This window comes from Endobacterium cereale, from assembly GCF_009617585.1.
GTDB lineage: Bacteria > Pseudomonadota > Alphaproteobacteria > Rhizobiales > Rhizobiaceae > Neorhizobium > Neorhizobium cereale.
On the sequence record NZ_WIXI01000040.1, the window covers coordinates 196,970 to 217,106 of the forward strand.

The 20,137-nt window shown below is 59.1% G+C and carries 19 protein-coding genes; 16 read left to right on the forward strand and 3 right to left on the reverse strand.

The genetic code is table 11. The features are described 5' to 3' along the window. Complete coding sequence (purU, locus tag GAO09_RS10105; protein WP_153353877.1) at nt 1–885, forward strand: formyltetrahydrofolate deformylase; 885 nt, start codon at nt 1–3, stop codon at nt 883–885. Between the two features lie 71 nt (nt 886–956). Here purU and GAO09_RS10110 read toward each other — a convergent pair whose 3' ends face one another. Then, nucleotides 957–1,391 carry a RidA family protein gene (locus GAO09_RS10110; RefSeq protein ID WP_153353878.1) on the reverse strand — a complete coding sequence of 145 codons (435 nt, stop codon included), beginning with the start codon at nt 1,389–1,391 and terminating at the stop codon, nt 957–959. After that, the gene (locus GAO09_RS10115) at nt 1,388–2,602 is read right to left on the reverse strand and encodes a pyridoxal phosphate-dependent aminotransferase (protein ID WP_153353879.1); all 1,215 of its coding nucleotides are present in this window, start codon (nt 2,600–2,602) and stop codon (nt 1,388–1,390) included. The genes GAO09_RS10110 and GAO09_RS10115 overlap by 4 nt, the downstream gene beginning before the upstream one ends. Before the next feature lie 111 nt (nt 2,603–2,713). Between GAO09_RS10115 and GAO09_RS10120 the strand changes: the two genes are divergently transcribed. From GAO09_RS10120 to GAO09_RS10190, 15 genes are all read left to right on the forward strand, one after another. Continuing rightward, nucleotides 2,714–3,634 (forward strand): LysR family transcriptional regulator, encoded by a 921-nt coding sequence (locus tag GAO09_RS10120; protein WP_153353880.1) that lies wholly within the window; start codon nt 2,714–2,716, stop codon nt 3,632–3,634. Between the two features lie 419 nt (nt 3,635–4,053). After that, complete coding sequence (locus GAO09_RS10125) at nt 4,054–5,124, forward strand: ABC transporter substrate-binding protein (protein WP_209018677.1); 1,071 nt, start codon at nt 4,054–4,056, stop codon at nt 5,122–5,124. 48 nt (nt 5,125–5,172) lie between these two features. Next, complete coding sequence (locus GAO09_RS10130) at nt 5,173–6,000, forward strand: ABC transporter permease (protein ID WP_209018678.1); 828 nt, start codon at nt 5,173–5,175, stop codon at nt 5,998–6,000. Beyond that, nucleotides 6,000–6,812: an ABC transporter permease gene (locus tag GAO09_RS10135; RefSeq protein ID WP_153353882.1), complete on the forward strand. Its 813-nt coding sequence runs from the start codon at nt 6,000–6,002 to the stop codon at nt 6,810–6,812. Before GAO09_RS10130 ends, GAO09_RS10135 begins: the two co-directional genes overlap by 1 nt. Nucleotides 6,813–6,884: 72 nt before the next feature. After that, entirely contained in the window at nt 6,885–7,979 is a 1,095-nt protein-coding gene (locus tag GAO09_RS10140; protein ID WP_153353883.1) for an ABC transporter ATP-binding protein, read from the forward strand. A 70-nt stretch (nt 7,980–8,049) separates the two neighbouring features. Then, on the forward strand, nt 8,050–8,946 hold the full coding sequence (locus tag GAO09_RS10145; RefSeq protein ID WP_209018679.1) for a dihydrodipicolinate synthase family protein: 897 nt from the start codon (nt 8,050–8,052) through the stop codon (nt 8,944–8,946). A gap of 95 nt (nt 8,947–9,041) precedes the next feature. Beyond that, on the forward strand, nt 9,042–10,463 hold the full coding sequence (locus GAO09_RS10150) for an FAD-binding oxidoreductase (RefSeq protein ID WP_153353885.1): 1,422 nt from the start codon (nt 9,042–9,044) through the stop codon (nt 10,461–10,463). Nucleotides 10,464–10,719: 256 nt separating this feature from the next. Then, entirely contained in the window at nt 10,720–11,496 is a 777-nt protein-coding gene (locus tag GAO09_RS10155; RefSeq protein WP_153353886.1) for an ABC transporter substrate-binding protein, read from the forward strand. A 71-nt stretch (nt 11,497–11,567) separates the two neighbouring features. Further along, nucleotides 11,568–12,473, forward strand: coding sequence for a dihydrodipicolinate synthase family protein (locus tag GAO09_RS10160; RefSeq protein WP_209018680.1), 906 nt, complete (start codon nt 11,568–11,570; stop codon nt 12,471–12,473). A gap of 11 nt (nt 12,474–12,484) precedes the next feature. Continuing rightward, complete coding sequence (locus GAO09_RS10165; protein WP_153353888.1) at nt 12,485–13,198, forward strand: amino acid ABC transporter permease; 714 nt, start codon at nt 12,485–12,487, stop codon at nt 13,196–13,198. A gap of 2 nt (nt 13,199–13,200) precedes the next feature. Continuing rightward, a complete protein-coding gene (locus GAO09_RS10170; RefSeq protein ID WP_153353889.1) occupies nt 13,201–14,004 on the forward strand; it encodes an amino acid ABC transporter ATP-binding protein in 804 nt (267 codons plus the stop codon). 150 nt (nt 14,005–14,154) lie between these two features. After that, nucleotides 14,155–16,209 carry a hydantoinase/oxoprolinase family protein gene (locus GAO09_RS10175; protein WP_153353890.1) on the forward strand — a complete coding sequence of 685 codons (2,055 nt, stop codon included), beginning with the start codon at nt 14,155–14,157 and terminating at the stop codon, nt 16,207–16,209. Next, on the forward strand, nt 16,199–17,875 hold the full coding sequence (locus GAO09_RS10180; protein ID WP_153353891.1) for a hydantoinase B/oxoprolinase family protein: 1,677 nt from the start codon (nt 16,199–16,201) through the stop codon (nt 17,873–17,875). Before GAO09_RS10175 ends, GAO09_RS10180 begins: the two co-directional genes overlap by 11 nt. A 21-nt stretch (nt 17,876–17,896) precedes the next feature. Beyond that, on the forward strand, nt 17,897–19,045 hold the full coding sequence (locus GAO09_RS10185) for an alpha-hydroxy acid oxidase (RefSeq protein ID WP_153353892.1): 1,149 nt from the start codon (nt 17,897–17,899) through the stop codon (nt 19,043–19,045). Nucleotides 19,046–19,111: 66 nt separating this feature from the next. Then, nucleotides 19,112–19,882, forward strand: a complete 771-nt coding sequence (locus GAO09_RS10190) for an aspartate dehydrogenase domain-containing protein (RefSeq protein ID WP_153353893.1) — start codon at nt 19,112–19,114, stop codon at nt 19,880–19,882. Here the strand turns inward: GAO09_RS10190 and GAO09_RS29635 are convergent. Further along, a partial coding sequence (locus GAO09_RS29635) for a hypothetical protein (protein ID WP_209018681.1) occupies nt 19,813–20,137 on the reverse strand: 325 nt, incomplete at its 5' end. The genes GAO09_RS10190 and GAO09_RS29635 overlap by 70 nt on opposite strands.

Consider the following 20,137-nt stretch of genomic DNA (forward strand, 5'->3'; position numbering starts at 1 on the left):
ATGACACAGTTTTTCCTGACCGTTACCTGCCCTTCGACACGGGGCATCGTTGCGGCGATCACCACCTATCTCGCCGAAAGCGGCTGTAACATCACCGACAGTTCGCAGTTCGATGACGGCGAAACCGGCAAGTTCTTCATGCGCATCGGTTTCAAGTCGGAAACCGGCGCGGATCTTGCCGCCTTGCGGGAAAATTTTGGAGAGCGGGCAAAGGCCTTCGGCATGACCTATGCCTTCCATGACGACACCGAAAAGATGAAGGTGGTCATCATGGTCTCACGCTTCGGCCATTGCCTCAACGATCTGCTCTATCGGTGGCGGATCGGCGCTCTGCCGATCGACATCGTTGCCGTCATCTCCAATCACATGGAATATCAGAAGGTCGTCGTGAACCACGACATTCCCTTCCACTACATCAAGGTGACGAAGGCCAACAAAGCGGAGGCCGAGGCCCGCCAGATGGCGATCATCGAGGAGACAGATGCCGATCTGGTCGTGCTTGCCCGTTACATGCAGGTCCTGTCGGATGAAATGTGCCGGAAAATGTCGGGCCGTATCATCAACATCCATCATTCCTTCCTGCCGAGCTTCAAGGGCGCGAACCCCTACAAGCAGGCCTATGATCGTGGGGTGAAGCTGATTGGTGCGACCTCGCATTATGTGACGGCGGATCTCGATGAAGGGCCGATCATCGAACAGGACACGATCCGCGTCACCCATGCGCAGAGCCCTGACGATTACGTATCGCTTGGGCGCGATGTGGAAAGCCAGGTTCTGGCGCGCGCAATCCACGCGCATATTCACCGTCGTGTCTTCCTCAACGGCAATCGCACGATCGTTTTTCCGGCATCGCCCGGCTCCTTTGCATCCGAGCGCATGGGCTGATAGCCGCCTGCAAGCAATGGTCCTGCCATCGTCTCGAATGAGGCGGTTGGCAGGGCTTTTTATTGTCTTTTTTATACGGCGGCGATGAGCTGGATTTCGACCGGTGCATTGCCGGGCAGCGTCGCAACGCCGATTGCCGCGCGCGTTCCGATCGCGGCGTCGCCGAGGCGGTCTTTCAGGAATTGAGAGGCGTAATCCGCCAGCTTCGAATGCGCCGTGAAACCGGGCTCAGCCGCGATATAGACCGTCAGGCTGAGGATTGCAGCGATTGTTTCATCGGCCAGCAAATGTGCTTCGGCCGCTGACAGGGCGTTGCTGCAGGCGAGAATAACTGCGTCGGCATGGTTTGCCGGATTGGCGGAGGCCGCAATAATTCCGTCGAACTGAAGCACACCGTCAATACGGGGTGTCATCCCGGCCGTGAAGATCATGTCTCCGCGGCGAACCGCAGGGACATAAAGCCCCTGCGGGATCGGCAGGCCATTTCTGGCCCCGTCCGTTTTCATGCACGATATCGGTCGACGAGAGCGACGAGACGCTCCGCTGCGGCTACTGCCGCTGCATGATCCTGCGAAAAATTCAACCGGACACTGCTGTCGCTGAAGGGGGCGAATTCGGTGCCCGGCGTGACGATGACGCTCGCCTGCAGGCGAAGAATGCGTACGAAATCCTTGCCGCTGACAGCGAGCTTCGGCAATTGCGGGAAGATGTAGCTTCCGGCCTCAGTGGTGCGTACCTTGAAACCTTCGCTGGCGCGGAACGCCTTGAGAAGGTCGTCACGGATGGCTTCATGCTCGCGAACACGTTGATCCATCCATCCTGCAGGCTCATTGAACCATGTACGGAAAACGGCCTGGCTGTAACCGCCGGCACGTAGAGAAACGATTGCCTGCAGCTTTTCCATCCGGGTGATGATCGCCTTCGAACCGAAGGCGACACCAAGGCGATAGCCGCTCAGCGATTCGGTCTTGGACGGGCCCATGATGGTGATGACATTTTCCGCATCGATCGCTTCCGCCCGCAGATGCGCATAATCGACGCCGGAATAGAGCAGGCGTGAATACAGCTGATCGACGATGACGGTGGCGCCATAATGGCTCGCCAGCGTCGCGATCGATTTGATTTCATCGCGGGAATAGACAACGCCCGCTGGATTGTTAGGGTTGGAGAACAGGAAAACCTTGGCGCCCGATTTGAACGCGTCCTCCAGCTGCCCCAGATCGAGGCCGGCCTGGCCCTCGACATTCAGGTAATCCATCTGGATGGGCATCATCTGCCCTTCGCAGAATTCCACCAGCTTGCGATTGGCGAAATAGTCCGGCTGCACCACGGCGACCTTGTCGCCATGCGCGACGGTCGACGCGACGGCTAGGAACAGGGCGCCCTGCGTGCCGGGTGTCAGGATCATGCCGTCGGCGGCATCGACCGGTGCGCCGGTAAATTCCGCGATCGCAGGTGCAAGCTGCTCACGGATCGAGATGTCACCGCGATATTCCGTATAGGCCTGCTTGCCGCCCGCTTCGACGCCGGCGGTAAATACCTCGAACGATCCCGGTGTCGGGGTGAAGGCATCGACGTCGCCATGGGAAAAATCGACCTGGCGTCCCTCAAGCTTTGCGCCGCGCAGCAGGGTCTCGATATCGCCAACCTGTTGGCGCACTTCCTGGCCCGGCGCGGCATCGGTGCCCATGCGCTCGAACTTGGCTTGAATAGTCATAAAAACTCCTTTCATCGGCACAAAGGCCGCAAAACTGAAGGCTACGGTAACCGGGTTTTAAAACAATAAAATATGCTTGCCTGTTTCTTCAAAAGATAGAAAATATATCTTATGGACACGAAATTCCTCGAAAGCTTCCTCATCGTTGCCGAATGCGGATCCGTTGCAGAGGCCGCGCGGCGCCTGAACATGACTTCGGCCGCGGTTGCCCAGCGAATAAGAGCGCTTGAGGCCGAGCTTGGGCAGGAACTGGTCTCTCGGGTTGGGCGTACGGTCCGGCCGACCGCTGCGGGACTTGCCGTACAGCGTCATGGGCCGGCGCTGGTGCGTGGCGCCAGAGACCTGCAGGCGATTGCGGCCGGAGACATTCCGAGCGGGCAGCTCCGGCTGGGCGCAACTGCGACGGCGATGACCGGACTCATCCCGCATATCACGGCCAGCCTCAGCGAGCGGTTCCGGCAGATCGATTATTTTCTGCAGCCGGGCTCATCGGTTAATCTCTATCACGCCGTCCTGTCGGGGGAGCTCGACGCGGCTTTGATCATCGAACCGCATTTCCCCATTCCCAAGGCATTCGGCTGGACGACCATTCGCCGGGAGCCTCTTCTGTTGCTGGCTCCAAAAGGGCTGCCGGTCGATGATCCGCATCAGGCGCTGACGTCGCAGCCGTTCATCCGGTATGACCGCAATCAATGGGGTGGCCAGATCGTCGATCGTTATCTGCGGCGCTATTCCATCACGGTACGCGAATGGGCGGAACTGGATGCCCTCGACGCCATCGCGACTCTGGTCGATCGCGGGCTCGGCGTTGCGCTCGTGCCGGATTGGGCGCCGCCATGGCCGGAAGGGCTGCAACTGCAGAAACATCGGATTGCGGATGGCGATCTTCGCAATATGGGCGTCCTATGGGCGAATTCAGGCCCGAGGATTGCCGCCATCCGTGCATTCGTGGAGGCCTGTGGCGAAATTTCGCAAATGTCGGCGCCTGACAGCGGCTCGATGGATAATCCGGAAAATTCATCAAATAATTGAAATTATTGGAGAAACGCTGTTTTAATCTCTCTGATTCAGGCTTTGTATAACTATGAGTGGCTGCGAATTGCCAAATAGAAATTGCTTAAAGAAGGCCATTGACAGATGTTTCGGTATACGTAAAGTATTCTGAATGGCGATCAAGGGAGGTGCTTTTTGGCACTGGTCGCACCGAAATACGATTGCCGCGTCACATGAAGCCGCGGCGGACATTCAAAGAGAATTCCGACCACTGAACCGGGTCGGCCATGAAGCTTAGAGACGGCACCGCAAACGCAGTGCCGTGGATGCAATGATGCGCGCCTCCGCGAGGCGTTCTCCGTCATGAAAGGGCTCAAGGCGCATCAGCGCATGCATGTGAATGCCACAATAGCTGCAAACAGCGAATGCATCCAACGATAGAGAAAAAGGGGAACACAATGACTCATCGTCGCATGAAACTGCCCATGATCAATCGTCGTAATTTTCTTGCAAAGGCCGGCCTCGCGACCGCCGGTGTGTTAGCTGCCCCTTACGTCAGCACCAGTTACGCAGCAACGAAGGAACTCGTTCTCGTGACCTGGGGCGGGAATTACCGTCAGGGCATGGAGGACGGTCTCGTCAAGCCGTTCATGAAAGAGACCGGCATCAACGTCACGGTTCTCGATACGCCCGACATGGCCAAGGTCAAGGCGCAGGTCATGACCGGTAATGTTCAGTGGGATGTGTTCGATGCGCCCGGCTCCATGGGGGCAAGCGGCGCGACAAACGGCTATTGGGAAAAATTGCCGTCCGGCCTTTTCGATGAAGAAGATCTGACGCTCAAGTCCAAGGAATTCCTCGTTCCCTTCTTCACCTTCGCCGGCGGCATTGCCTTCGATCCGGCCCGTTTCCCGGATGGCAAACACCCGAAGACCTTTGCCGACTATTTCAATGCCGAGGCATTCCCGGGCCGCCGGACGCTCAGAACCCGTGCTATGGAAACGCTGGAGATCGCGCTCCTCGGTGATGGCGTCGCGCCGGCAGAGCTTTATCCGCTCGATATCGACCGCGCCTTCAAGGTGCTGGAAAAGATCAAGCCGCATGTCGCCAAATGGGTCGAGGCCACGCCGCAGACCGTTACGCTTCTGCAGACCAAGGAAGCGGATTTCAGCTTCACCTATGCCAACCGCATCCAGGCCAGCAACCGCGACCAAGGCGTCAAGCTCGGTTTCTCTTTCGACCAGAACCTCAACGGCGTGGAGTATCTGGCCGTCCTAAAGGGCGCGCCGAACAAGGAAAATGCCTTCAAGTTCCTTTCCTTCGCGATGAAGCCGGAATACCAGGCATCGTGCATGGAGGCGAAGGGCGGCGCACCGATCAGCCGCAAGGCCTATTCGCTGCTCAAGCCGGAATCGCTCGAGTGGCTGCCCAAGCTGGACGCCACCAACAACGCCTACATCAACGATGAATGGTGGGCGACCAAGCTCGAAGCAACGGAGCGTCGCTTCAAGGAATGGCTTCTCGGTTAATCCCAGTCCCGATTTCAAATCGCTGGTTTAAGCCTAGAGGACATTTCAGTGACCGTTATCGCCTCCAAAGGTGCCGGACCCTTCATTGCGCCGGCAGCGATCCTTTCGCTGCTGGTAGCCCTGGTTCCCGTCATCTTCATCTTCTACAACAGCACGGCCGGTGGGACGTCCACGGAAGCTTTCACCAGCATTCTTGAAAGCAACCTGTTCCTGCGCGCGATGAGGACGACGGTTGAGGTGTCACTCCTCGCCAGCCTCCTCAGCGTCGTGCTGGGTTATGTCGTGGCCCTTCATCTGGCGCGGCAGTCGGCGCGGCGCCGTGCCGCGTTGATGGTTCTGGTTCTCCTGCCGTTCTGGACCAGCATTCTCGTGAAAAGTTATGCCTTCACGATCATTCTGGGCCGCGAAGGCATCATCAATAGCTTCCTCTCCTGGGCCTTGGGCGCGGAAGTCGTCCTTCCGCTGATCTTCAACCGTGTCGGCGTCATGGTCGGCATGACCAATTATCTGACGCCGCTCGTGGTCTTTCCGGTTCTCGCCAGTCTGCTGGCGATTGATCCCGCGCTTTACCGCGCCGCCGAGATCATGGGGGCAAAACCCGCCCGCATCTTCCTGACGGTGACGCTGCCTCTCAGTGCTCCCGGTGTGCTTGCCGGTGCGCTCAGCGCCGCGGTGATGTCGCTCGGTTTCTTCATCGTGCCGGCCCTGATGGGCGGCAAGCAGGACATCATGCTGGCCAATCTGGTCGACTTCTACACCCGCGAGGTTCTCGATTGGAATGTCGCGTCGGCGGTGGGCGTAATTCTGTTCGCTCTCGTTGCCATATTCGCAGTGCCGGCAATGCTCCTGCGCGGCAAACAACAGGGGGCACGCTGATGACCGCTCATATCAGGGATGGCCGCAAGGTCGCCTATCGCTGGATCGGCACGGTGCTGGCCATCGGCGTCTACATATTCCTGCTGGCCCCCAGCGTCATCGTCATTCCCGTCTCGTTCGGCTCGCAATACGAACTGAGCTTTCCGCCCCGGCAATATTCACTTGATCTCTATCGCATCTTCTTCTCGAGCGATTCCTGGATGCAGCCGCTGTTCCTCAGCTTGCGGGTCGCATTGATGACGACCTTCATCTCGACGGTGATTGCCGTGCCGGCGGCCTATGCCATCGTGCGTTTCAGCTTCATCGGCAAGAAACTGCTGATGGCCCTGATCATGAGCCCGCTGGTCATTCCCTCGGTGGTTTTTGCGCTCGGCGTCTATCTCTATTTTTCCTATCTGAGATTGACCGGCACCACGACCGGCCTGGTCATCGCACATACGATGTTCGTTCTTCCCTATGCGCTGGTGATCATCAGCGCCGGGATCCAGAAGCTCGATCCGAACCTGGAATTCGGCGCAATGCTGATGGGGGCGGGGCGTTTCCGGATGATGATGACGGTTGTCCTGCCGCAGCTTTATCCGTCGATCGGGGCAGGGGCGCTCTTTGCCTTCCTCATCTCTTTCGACGAGGTCGTGATTTCCTGGTTCCTCGCCGGCCCCACCACCACAACGCTGTCGGTCAAGATGTTCAGCGCGATCCAGTGGGAAATCTCGCCGGTGATCGCCGCCGTATCGACAATTCTCACGGCGATCTCGCTTGTCGTCTGCCTGGTCAACGTCATGCTTCAGAAAAAGACCGACACGCCGGCCTGATGAGGTGACTGATCGCCTGCAAAAACAGATCCGCGCCAGAGCCTGTGTTCTTCATGCGCCAAGGAAGATTTTATGACTGTTACCGAACCGAACATGATTGAATTGCAGGGAGTGTCGAAGGAATTCGGGAATTTCCTTGCGCTTCGCCCCACCGACCTGAACGTGCGAAAAGGCGAATTTTTGACACTGCTCGGGCCCTCCGGCTCCGGCAAGAGCACGCTTCTCAACATGATTTCCGGCGCGTTTGCGGCCAGTTCCGGCAGGATCATGCTCAATGGTACGGATATCACCAACGCACCGCCGCGCAAACGCGGTATCGGCATGGTGTTCCAGAACTACGCCCTGATGCCACATATGACGGCGTTTGAAAACGTCGCCTATCCTCTCAAGGTGCGTGGAGTCTCCAAGGCGGACATCAGAGAAAAGGTCACGGATGCCCTGAAACGCGTCGGCCTTGCCGGTTTTGAACATCGCAAGCCGAAACAACTCTCCGGCGGCCAGCAGCAGCGCGTCGGTATTGCCCGCTGCATCGTCTATTCGCCGTCGATCATCATGATGGACGAGCCGCTTGGCGCACTCGACAAGAACCTGCGCGAGCAGATGCAGGACGAGATCAAGACCCTGCACCGCGAGATCGGCACCACCTTCATCTACGTCACGCATGACCAGGAAGAAGCCCTGAACATGTCCGATCGCATCTGCCTGATGAACAATGGCAGCATCGTACAGCTCGGCACGCCGGATGATCTCTATTTCCGCCCGGTCAACAAGTTCGCGGCCCAGTTCATCGGCGAGTCCAACCTGTTCTCCGGCAAGTTTGAGGCGGATGGACGTCTGAAACTGTCCAGTGGTGATGGGCTCGCGCTTCCCGCAAATGCCGGGATTGCTGTCGGACAGTCCTGTCAGGTCATGCTCCGGCCGGAACGGGTCAAGGCCGTGGTGGCCGGTGATGCGCCGGTATCGGCCAGCACGCAATCGGCGTCCGGGCGTGTGGCCAATGTTTCCTTCATCGGCAGCATGACCTCTCTTGCCGTCGAACTCACTGACGGCACGCTTATCAAACTCAAGCTCACCTCCTTGCCGCTGCAGAGCCGCTACAAGGTCGGTGACGCCATCGAACTGCGCTGGGATGCCGAGGATCTCGTCGTCCTGCGGGAAGAAGCCTGACCGGCACCACGGCTCAACACCGATACGCATAAGGCTCCTTGGATGGGAGCCGGACATTTGGAGACTTGATATGGATATCCGCAATCTTTCCGGCATCGTCACGGCGACGCCGACCCCCATCAAGGACGGAAACGTCGACGTCGCTTCCGTCAAGGAACTGGCCCGCTATCTTGTCACCAATGGCGCGACGGGCCTGGCGCCGATCGGCGGCACAGGTGAATATATCTCGCTGAGCGAACAGCAGAAGGTCGACATGGTTCGCGCGACCGTGGAAGCCGTCGATGGCGCCATTCCGACGATCGCCGGCCTGATCGCTCCGGGACTGGGTGAAGTGTTCGATAGCGGCAAGCGCATCCTCGATGCCGGTGCCGACGGCCTTCTGGTCACCACGCCCTTTTATGTGCGTCCGACGCAGCAGGGGATCATCGATTATTTCAAGGCGATCTCCGACACGCTCGATACCGATCTTGTGCTCTACGAATTCCCCTACCGAACCGGTGTTTCTTTGACGGCCGAAACGGTTCAGGCTCTGGGCGAGACGACCCGTATCGTGGCGATGAAGGCATGTAATGCCGATGCCGGCCTGCAGATGCGCGTGCTTGAGGCAGCCGGTGACAGGATCGCCATCCTGTCCGGCGACGAGGATGTCTATCCGCTGCATCTGGCAGCCGGCGCCAAGGGCGGCTTGTTCGCATCGTCCTGCATCATCCCGAAGGTCTGGAACAGGATCACCCAACTCGGACAGGCCAACAGGACTGCCGAGGCGCTGGCCCTGCATGCCAGGATCAGGCCATTCCTGAAACTGCTGTTTAGCGAGCACAATCCGATCCCGCTCAAGGCCGCTCTGCGCATTCTCGGAAAGCCGTGTGGCGAAGCGATCCTGCCGCTTTTGAGCGCGAGTTCCGAGACTGAGGCCCAACTCGTCAAGATGCTGCCGGACATACAGGCGCTCGAAGCCTCGATGTAAGGGCTAAGGTGACGATCAACCGCCGCCAACTCGCTCAGCCCGGAATTATTTCGACCATATGCGTGTACGGCACATCTGCCGAATGGAAGTGAAACATGGATATCGACAAGCAGATCGTTGCCGAGATCGAGGCGCGGATCGGGGCAAAAAACGTCAGGACCGGCGCGGATGCCGAAGGTTTCCTCGAAGACTTCTGGGGACGCGCACGCGGCAAGACCCTATGCGTTGCTCTGCCCGCCAGCACGCAGGAAGTCTCCGAAATCCTCTCCATCTGCTTTGAGCACCGGATTGCGGTCTTTCCGCAGGGCGGGAATACCAGCACCTGCCTTGGTGCCGTGCCGGATGGGTCCGGCCGCTCGATCGTGCTGTCGCTGTCGCGCATGAACCGCATCCTGTCGATCGATCCTCTCGATGCTTCCATTACCGCAGAAGCCGGCTGTATTTTGGCCGACATCCAGAACGCGGCAGCCGGCGTCGACAAATTCTTCCCGCTCAGCCTCGGTGCCGAAGGCAGTTGCCAGATCGGTGGCAACGTGTCTACGAATGCGGGCGGTACGAGCGTGCTGCGTTACGGCAATACCCGTGATCTGGTCCTCGGCATGGAAGTCGTGCTTCCCGATGGCCGGATCTGGGACGGCATGCGCACGCTGCGCAAGAACAATACCGGTTACGACCTGAAACACCTCTTTGTCGGCGCAGAAGGTTCGCTCGGCATCATCACCAAGGTAGCGTTGAAAATTTTCCCGAGCCTCGGTCACCTGACATCGGCATTGATCTCGTTCGAGGATATTGCCCATCTGACTGCTTTCACCGAGCCGTTGCGGCGGGCTTTCGATACGTCGATCATCGCCATGGAGCTGATTTCCGGCAGCGAAGTTCGCATCGTCAAGACGATGATGCCGGACCTGAACATTCCCTACGACCAGAATGTCGGCTGGTTCCTGCTGGTCGACTTGGTGTCGGACGGTCAGGGTGACATCGCCGATCGTCTTCAGGAGGTTCTCGGCGACGCGATGGAAGGCGGACAGATCACCGACGTGCTGGTTTCCGCCAACGAGGCGCAGCGGGCGGCCATCTGGAAGCTCCGGCATTCTGTCACCGAATCCCACAAGAAATACGGCATGGGCATGTCGCATGACGTTGCCGTGCCGATCGGTGATATACCGCGCTTCATCCAGGCCGCGAAAACCAAGGTCGATGAGGCCTTTCCGCAAGCTGACATCGCCATTGTCGGCCATGTCGGGGACGGCAATCTCCATTACAACGTGATCTTCGAGCAATCCCGCTGGGATGCCATTTCCGACCAGCCGCAGATACGAAAGAACGTCTACAAGGCGGTCTACGACATCGCAGCGGACATGAACGGCACATTCAGCGCCGAACATGGGATCGGTGCCCTGCATGTGGCCGAGATGAAAACCTACAAATCCGATATCGAACTGGAAATGATGAAGGGGATCAAGGCACTGTTTGATCCACATAACATCATGAACCCGGGCCGGGTACTGCCGGGCTGATACGCAGCCTGTCTAGAAACAGGCGCCTGATGTACCCAGCGGTTCATCTCGCTGGGGCCATCTGACCGATCATATACCTGTCTTTTTACCTCTTCGCCCGGCTGGGGCGGAGCCGGGTCTGGCTGACTGCGCTTAGCCGAACCGCCATCCAACCATCAGACACAGAGAGGAATCCATTCAGCAAGACCGCAGGCAGCCGATTAGAATTTTTCCAAGTATCCATTTGGGATGCGGAAATAACAAAGAGGGTAATGCCATGAAAGTCGTCAATGCAATTGCCATATCAATGCTCCTGAGCGTTTCCATGTCGGGAGCGGCTTACGCACAGGAAGCACCGAAAAATCTCAGAATAGGCACGTCGCTGACCCAGATGCCCTGGGGCTTTTTCGACGAAAACCAGAAGCCGACCGGCGTCGATGTGGCGCTGTGCGGCGCGATCGCCAACAAGCTCGGTTCGACTGCCGAATTCATCAGTCTGGATTTCAAGGGGCTTATTCCCGCCCTACAGGCAGACCGTTTCGATATGGTCTGCGCCGCCATGTATATCACGCCGGAGCGTGAGCAGGCGATTGCAATGGTGCCCTATATCCAGGCAAGCCAGACCGTCGTCACCAAGAAGACAGCCGATATCGAAGGCCTTGAAGGCCTGTGCGGTCATTCGGTCAGCGTGCTGCAAGGCTCGGGCTCGCTAAAAGTTCTTCAGGAAGCCAGCGGCAAATGCGAGGCAGCTGGCAAACCTGCCGTGACCATCCAGGCATTCGACACGCAACCTGTCGCCATTCGAGCGCTGGAAAACGACAGCGTCGAAGGCTTCATCGCGACGGACTCGCTGATCTCCTACTACATGACCAAAAACGACAGCCTGAAGAAGGTCGCAACCGGCATCAGCCCGACCAAACTCGGCATCGGTTTCCAGACCAGTAACTCGGCATTGGCCAAGCTTGTCACCGACGCGCTTGCAGCCATGAAGACGGATGGATCCTACGACGCCGTCCTGAAGCAATGGGGCATAGAGAGCGCCGCTCTCAAATAATCCGAATTAGACCATCTGGCCGACGACGGCTGGTCGTCGGCCCATCCGTTTCAAAAAAGAAGGGTAGAGGCATGAAAAGCGAACTCAAGGGTATTATCAGCGCAATTCTTACACCATTCACCAAGGATGGCGCATCCATCGACGAGGCGGCTTATGCCCGTCTCGTCCGCTCACAGCGCGATGCCGGCATCCATGCCGTCGTGGCAAGCGGCTCGACAGGTGAACATCCGGCTCTATCCGTTGCGGAACGCAAGCGCCTTTACGAGATCGCGGTCGAAAACGCCGGCGAGCGGATGGATGTCGTTGCCCATGTCGGCTCCAGCAACCTGCGCGATGCGCTGGATCTTGCCCAGCACGCCCGCAATGTCGGGGTCGATCAGATGCTGGTTCTGACGCCTTATTTCGACAACCTGAAATTCCCCGACGTCCAGCGGTTCCTCGACAAGATCGTCAAGATCGCCGGCGGTCCGATCATCTATTACGACACGCCCGCGAACACGCGTCTGGACATTACGGAAGACCAGATGGTGACGCTCAAGCGTGATGGTCTCGTATCGTATATCAAGGACAGCCCGCAGAACTTCACCCGCACCATGCGCATGCTTTCCAATCCGGATGCGCCGACGGTTCTGGCCGGCTGCGATCCGGCTCTGCTGGCCGTGCTCGCTCATGGCGCTCCCGGTTCGATCATCGGCGCCTCGACCTTCATCCCGGAACTGTGTGTCGAATTGTATGACCGCATTTCCGTCGACAAGGACTGGAATGCGGCCCTGAAGGTCTGGGACCGCCTGTGGCCGGTTCTCAACTTCATGCTGCTCAACGGTTACGTGCCGCTTGCCAAGGCCGGATCGGATATTCGCGGCCTGCCGCTCGGCAATCCGCGCGAACCGATGGCGCCGTCGTCGCCCGAGCTGCGCGAGCGCCTGAAGGCCGTGCTTGAAGCCTCCGGCGTTAAATCTCTTCCGCTGGCAGCATAAGGAAAGAGGCCATGAACGTCTGGGACTGGTCCGTATTTTTCCATAATCTGGTTCATCCGACCATCCTGACGGGATTGTGGACGACGATCTGGCTGACATTGCTGACACTGTTCCTGGCAATTGTGCTTGGAACGGTCGTTGCCCTGATCGGCCGGATCGACAGCTTTCTGACACGCGGCTTCTATCAGGGGTATGTCGCCTTTTTCCGGGCGACGCCCCTCTTGGTGCAACTGGTATTCCTCTACAGCGCCTTGCCGCAAATGGGCATCCGGTTGTCCGTGGTGGAGGCCGCGATCATCGGCCTGATGTTGTCGGAAAGCCCTTATGTGGCGGAAATCGTCCGTTCCTCGCTTTCCGCCGTTCCGACGGCGCAATGGGAGGCATCGAGAGCAATCGGCATGCGGCCGCTTACCATCATGCGCTTTATCGTCTTTCCGCAGGCGCTGCGCATCGCGGTGCCGCCGCTTGGCAACGAGTTCGTCAGGCAGTTGAAAAACACCTCGCTTGTTTCCGTGATTTCGATGACCGAACTGTTCCGTGCGACCGACAATCTCACGCAGGCAAACTTCCGTGTGCTCGAGGCCCTGTCCGTCGCAACGCTCTACTATCTCGGCGCGACCGCGATCTGGACCCTGCTTCAGAATGCCTTCGAAAAGCGCAATTCCCGCTGGTTCGCCGATACCGGCGTCCAGAAGACGGAAAACCTCAAGACAACGGCGGTGTGATCATGACGATGGCAACAGACAGCCCCGGCGCGTTTCTGCAGCTTCGTGACGTGGTGAAGGCCTATGGTCACTATGTCGCCCTCAAGGGTGTTTCCGTCTCGGTCGAAAAAGGGCAGGCGATTGCACTGATCGGGCCGAGCGGATCGGGCAAGAGCACGCTTCTGCGCTGCATCAATACGCTCGAGACCATTTCCTCGGGCACGATCATGGTTGGCGACGAGGAAATCGGGGCGAACACGACGTCATCCGGCCGCAAAAAACTCAGCGAAAAGGTTCTGGCCCGGCAACGGGAAGAGATCGGCATGGTCTTCCAGAGCTTCAATCTGTTCCCGCACATGACGGCGCTCGATAATGTCACGTCTGGCCCCCGATTGGTGCGCGAGCAGGATGCCGGGAAGGCCCGCAAACAGGGGATGGAACTGCTTGCCCGTGTCGGCCTGGCCGACAAGGCGGAAAATTTCCCCAGACAGCTTTCCGGCGGGCAGCAGCAGCGGGTCGCCATCGCAAGGGCGCTCGCGATGCAGCCGAGGATCATGCTGTTCGACGAGCCGACCTCAGCACTCGACCCGGAAACGGTGCAGGAGGTGCTGAACGTCATTCGTGAGGTAAGGGATTCGGGGATGACGATGCTGATCGCCACCCATGAAATGGATTTCGCCCGTCACGCATCGGATCGGACCATCTTCATGGAGGCCGGCCAGATCGTCGAGCAGGGCGCATCGAGCAAGGTTTTGTTCGATCCGGAAACGGAGCGTTGCCGTCAGTTTCTGGCAGGGCTGACGGGCGTCGAGGCGACCACACACTAAAGGCCGAAGAGGGCGGGCGGGCAGTCCGGAAACGGATTGTCACATGAAATTCGAAAACCCCTCTTCTTTTGTTTGCATTTCAGTATGCAATATGGATACTGAAATTCGATAGCCCCGAGGGGCTTACAAAATCGGAAGCGAGAAAACAGCATGGCTGACTGGATCGTCGGTGTGGACGTCGGTGGAACGTTCACGGATTTTTCTGCGCGTGATCTGCGGACGGGTGCAGCGCATATTCACAAGCGTCCTTCCACGCCGGATGATCCGTCCAGGGCCATCCTTGAGGGCCTGAAGGAGCTTCAGCAAAAGACGGGCATTCCAGGTGCCGACATCGTTCGGTTCGCGCACGGTACGACCGTTGCCACCAACGCACTTCTGCAGCGCCGTGGCGCCGCTATCCGGCTGATCACCACAAAAGGATTTCGCGATCTGGTCGAAATCGGCCGGCAGGTGCGTCCGCTCATCTACGATCTCCAGGAGGATGCGCCGGCGCCGCTGGTCTCGCGCGTCAACCGGCTGGAGGTGACCGAGCGTATCGGTTCGCGCGGCGAAATCGTCGTTGAACTGACAGATGCCGAAATCGACCGGCTGGTTGCAGAGCTGAAGGCGGCGCCGCAGGTGGAAAGCATCGCCGTCTGCCTGCTGTTCTCCTTCCTCAACCCCGTCCACGAACAGCGGATCGCGGCGGCCATCCGCGCTGCTCTGCCGGAAGTCTATGTCTCGATTTCGAGCGAGGTTCAGCCTGAGTTCCGCGAGTTCGAACGTTTCTCGACGACACTGATCAACGCCTTCCTGCAGCCCGAAGTCGGCCGCTACATGGAGCGCCTGAAGAGTGCGATCAGCGAAGTTGCGCCGAATGCCAAATTCGGCATCTTCCAGTCGAGCGGCGGCCTCATGTCGGTCGACAAGGCGCTGGAGTTTCCGGTGCGCACTGCCCTTTCTGGTCCGGCGGCGGGCGCGGTCGGCGCTGCGGCGGCCGGCGGAAAGTCGTCGATCGGTGACATCATCACGCTCGATATCGGCGGCACCAGTACCGATGTCTGCCTGATCCGTGACGGCGAGACCGAAATCGCACATGTGCGCGATATCGCGGGCTTCCGCATCCGCCTGCCCATGGTGGATATCCATACAGTCGGAGCGGGCGGCGGTTCCATCGCCCATATCGGCCCGGACGGATTGATGAAGGTTGGTCCGGAAAGCGCTGGCGCCGTGCCGGGGCCTGCCTGCTATTGCAAGGGCGGCACCAGGCCCACCGTATCCGATGCGAATGTCGTGCTCGGGCGCCTTCCGGCGTCACTTGCCGGCGGCGGCCTGATGATCGACCGGGACAAGGCGGTCGAGGCGATCAGGACGATCGCGGAGCCGCTGGGTATCCCGGTCGTCAAGGCGGCACTGGGTATCTGCGGCATCGTTTCCTCCAACATGACCCGGGCGATCCGCGCCGTCTCCACCCAGAAGGGGCATGACCCGCGCGATTTCGCACTGATGCCGTTCGGCGGTGCCGGCGGTCTTCATGCCACCGATGTGGCGAAATCACTTGGCATCAAACGCATCATCGTCCCGGCTGCGCCGGGCATCCTGTGTGCCGAAGGCCTGATCGAGGCGGATCTGCAGGAGAATTTCGTTTTTACCTGCCGCACGCCGCTTGATGGTTCTCTGGCGCCGATTGAAACGGCGGTGCAGCAGCTCGACGAACAGGCGAGGGCTTGGATTGCGCTTGAGGCCGACGGGGCCGAGGGCGCCTACCGTCTGTTGACCCTCGACATGCGTTATGTCGGACAGAATTACGAGTTGCCGGTCACCCTCGGTCAGCCTGGCGACGAGCCCCGCCTGCCGGATATCGACGCGCTGAAGGAGGCATTCTTCGAGGCGCATCAGCGCAGCTACGGCCATGTCGATCGGGAGGCGCCGATCGAGATCATGAACGTCCGCATGAAGGCTGTTGCGCGCCTCAGCCAGATTACCCCGCTTGCCGAAAAGCCTGTCGGGCCTGCCAAGGCTTCCGAATATCATGATGTCTGGTTCGACGAGCATGCGCCGGTTTCGACCCCGATCTATCCGCGCAGTACGCTGGAAGCCGGCGTGCGTCTGCAGGGTCCGGCCATCATCACGCAATTCGACACGACAACCGTTGTGCCGCCATGGGCAAGCCTGACGGTTGACCCGGCGCTCAGCCTCATTCTGGAGATCGACGATGCTCAATAAAATCGGCCTTGACCCCATCGCGCTCGAAATCAGCTGGAATGGCCTGAAGTCGATCACCGACGAATGTTTCCTGACGATCATGCGCAGCGCGTTCTCGACCAATATCAAGGAACGCCACGACCACTCCACGGCCATCGCCGATGCTCAAGGCCGGCTGGTCGTCCAGGCAGAACACGCGTTGCCGATCCATCTGGCCTCCATGGCCGGACTGATGACGCATATCCTCGATCAGTACGGCGACACGATTGCGCCCGGCGACGTTTTCATCGGCAATGACCCGCATGTTGCAGGCGGCACGCACCTGCCGGACATCAATCTCGCGATGCCGGTGTTCGGTGATGGGCGCCTTGTCGGCTTCGTCGCCAATATCGTTCATCACGCCGATGTTGGCGGCGCGGCCGTGGGTTCGATGTCGGGTGGTCTCGACGAGATCTACAAGGAAGGCCTGCGCATTCCGATCGTGCGTCTGTTCAACAAGGGCGTGCTGCAGGATGACATGATGCGCATTCTGCTTCTCAACATGCGCCTTCCGGAAGAGCGCAAGGGCGATCTCAACGCGCAGATTGCCGCTGCGCGCTTGGGCGAGCGCCGTCTTCAGGAGTTTATCACTCGTCACACCGCTTCGTATATGGAAGCGGTGTTCGACGACATCATTCGGCGGACCAATCTGCGCATGCGCGCTGCCATCACCAAGCTGCCGGATGGGACCTATGCCTTTTCCGACGTCATGGATGATGACGGTGCCGGCACCGAGGACATCAGGATCAATCTGGTGATCACAAAGTCGGGCGAAAAAATCCTCTTCGATTTCGAAGGTACGGACAAACAGGTCCCCGGCAATTTCAACCTGACGTTCAATGCGACGCAATCGGCGGTGTGCTTTTCGCTGAAGGCGCTTCTTGATCCGGAAGTGCCCAACAATCACGGCATTTTCGACGCGATCGAAATCCGTGCGCCGCTCGGATCGTTCATGAACTGCGTAGCGCCGGCTTCGGTGGCGCTGCGCGCCAATACCTGCCAGCGCGTCGTCGACATCGTCATCGGCGCATTGGCGCAGGCATTGCCCGATCAGGCGATCGGGGCGGCCAATGGCGCCAATACCAGTGCCGTGTTTGCCGGCATCGATCCACGCAACGGCAAACAGTATATCTATCTGGAAACGCTGGGCGGCGGCATGGGCGCGCGTGCGACCAAGGACGGCAAGGACGGCGTTCAGGTCAACATCACCAACACCTCCAACCTGCCTGTCGAAGCGATCGAGATCGAATATCCCTTGCGCGTCGAGGAATATGCGCTGGTGGAAGATTCAGGGGGCGCCGGGCGGTTCCGCGGTGGCCTCGGCATCCGTCGCACCATTCGTCCCGTTGATCACGAATGCGAATTCAACGGTGTCGGCGAGCGTTTCCGCAATCGACCATGGGGCATTTTTGGCGGCACGGCTGGTTCGCCGGGGCGCTTTCTGAAACTGGACGGTGAGGGCGGAGAAGAAAGCTTGCCTTCCAAGGCGAACCGCATCCGCCTGACACCGGCGATGGCGGCCGTCATCGAAACGCCTGGTGCTGGCGGCTACGGCAAGCCGCAGGAACGCGGTCAGAACATGCTGGAGGAAGACATGGAAAGCGGCAAGTTCACGCCGGAATTTGTGGCCTTCAATTACCGGAAATAAGGGCCAAGGGAGCGGTAAGGAATGAACAGGTTGCTGAATTCAGCCGATTTCAGGAAGGCGGCGCGCCGCCGTCTTCCGCGCTCCCTGTTCGAATATATAGATCGCGGTGCCGAAGATGAGCGCGCCTTGTCGGATCTGCGCCGCAGCCTTGATGACATCAATTTGATGCCGCGCATGCTGACCGGGCATGCCGAGCGGGACCTTTCCACCACGGTCCTGGGCCAGCAGGCAAAGCTGCCGATCATGGTCGCACCGACGGCGCTGGCTGGCCTCGTCGCCCACAATGGCGAGATCAGGATGGCGAAGGCGGCATCTGCAGCCGGTATTCCCATTTGCATTTCCACCCAATCCATTACGACGATCGAGGAGATCAGGGCCGGCGCACCGGAGGCAATGCTCTGGTTTCAACTTTATGTCTGGAAGGACCGAAGCCTGACCCGGCGATTGCTGGAACGGGTGGCGGCTGCCGGTGTGACAACGCTGGTTCTGACGGTGGACACGCCTGTGGTGCCAAACCGCGAATACAATATGCGCAACGGCTTTTCGATCCCGATGAAAATGACGCCGCGCGCCACCGCCGATGTGTTGTTGCATCCGCGCTGGCTGTTCGGGGTTTTGCTCCGGTACATGATGACGACGGGAATGCCGGTCTATGGCCATTATCCGCAGGAGTTTCGCTCCGCCATCACGCGACCATCGGTATCCGACGCAGTCAAGCCCGAAAGTCTTCTCAACTGGGAAGACCTGCGTGAATTGCGGCAATGGTGGAAAGGTCAGCTCGTCGTCAAGGGCATATTCTCCGTCGACGATGCGCGCAAATGCCGGGAGATTGGTGCGGATGGCATCGTCGTCTCGTCGCATGGTGGGCGCAATATAGACAGCGCACCGGCGACGGCAAGGGTCTTGCCTGTCATCGCGGATGCCGTCGGCGATCATATTGAGGTCATGGCGGACAGCGGCGTGCAGCGTGGCAGCGATATCCTCAAATATCTGTCTCTCGGTGCGAAGTCCGTCATGCTCGGTCGCCTGCCTTTGTGGGGGCTGGCCTGCGGTGGAGAAACAGGGGCGGGTGCAATGTTCTCGATGCTCAGAAACGAAATGGACACGACCCTGGCTCTGCTTGGCGCGCGCACGCCTGATGACGTTGAGTTGCTGCCGCCGGAAGGTTAGGTTCGAACCGGCGAGGTTTGCCGCACTTTCAGGCGGCAGCCCGAGAATAGAAAAAATGCAGGTGGAATGATGAAATACAGGTCTATCGGAATTATCGGCGCCGGCGTGATCGGCAAGAGCCTGTTCGACTATGTCAGCGGTCTTGAAGGCGTGAAGGTCGCCTATGTTCTCGTCTCCGACAAGGCCAAATATGCGCAGAACGCCGATCTGGCCGACGTTCTGATCGACGACGCTGCGCAGGCGCTGGAGCGGAAGGCCGATCTTGTTCTTGAAGCCGCAACGCCCGCTCTTCTGAGTGCGCTCGGTCCAGATATTCTTGCCCATTCGGATCTCTGCGGTTTCAGCTGCTCGGCGCTGGCGGATAGCGCCGTGGAATCGGCGCTGCATGAGGCGGCAAGCAAGAGCGGGCATAGACTGTTCGTGCCGCACGGTGCTGTTCTGGGACTGGACGGCTTGCGTGACGGTCGCGAGCAGATCGAACAGGTCGTCATCACCACCACGAAGAGCGGCGCCAGCCTGGGGCAGGCAGCCGATGCCTCCGGAATCCTGTTCGAAGGTTCTACCCGTGACGCCTGCATTCGCTTCCCGCGCAACGTCAATGTCCATGCCGCAGTTGCGTTCGCGGGCATCGGTTTCGATCGTACCCGCAGCATTGTCATCGCTGATCCGAATACCAAGGCCATGCGCCACCATATCGCGGTGTCTGGAAGAGGGCTGGAATGGGAAATCTCAATCAGTTCGCAGTCTCTCGGCGGTGTAACCGGTTCCTATACGCCGGCATCGGCCATCGGTTCGCTGAAAAGAATTCTCGGCGACGAGTTGTTCGCGAACGCCTGATAACCGATGGCTATCCGTTGGCAGGCGGGTAATACGCGTGGCGAGCCAAACACGGCCGAGATGACTATAACCGGCTCGACCAGATCTTCGTCAAAGAAGCGCTGATTTTGCAGGTCGGCGATTATGGACCTGACGGCGGATTTTTCGAGATCTCGCCGCAATTGGAAAAGGTGCTCTGAGACATGACCGATGCGACCGAGCTTCCCGAACGGGAGATGATGGAATTCGACGTTGTCATCGTCGGTGCCGGTCCGT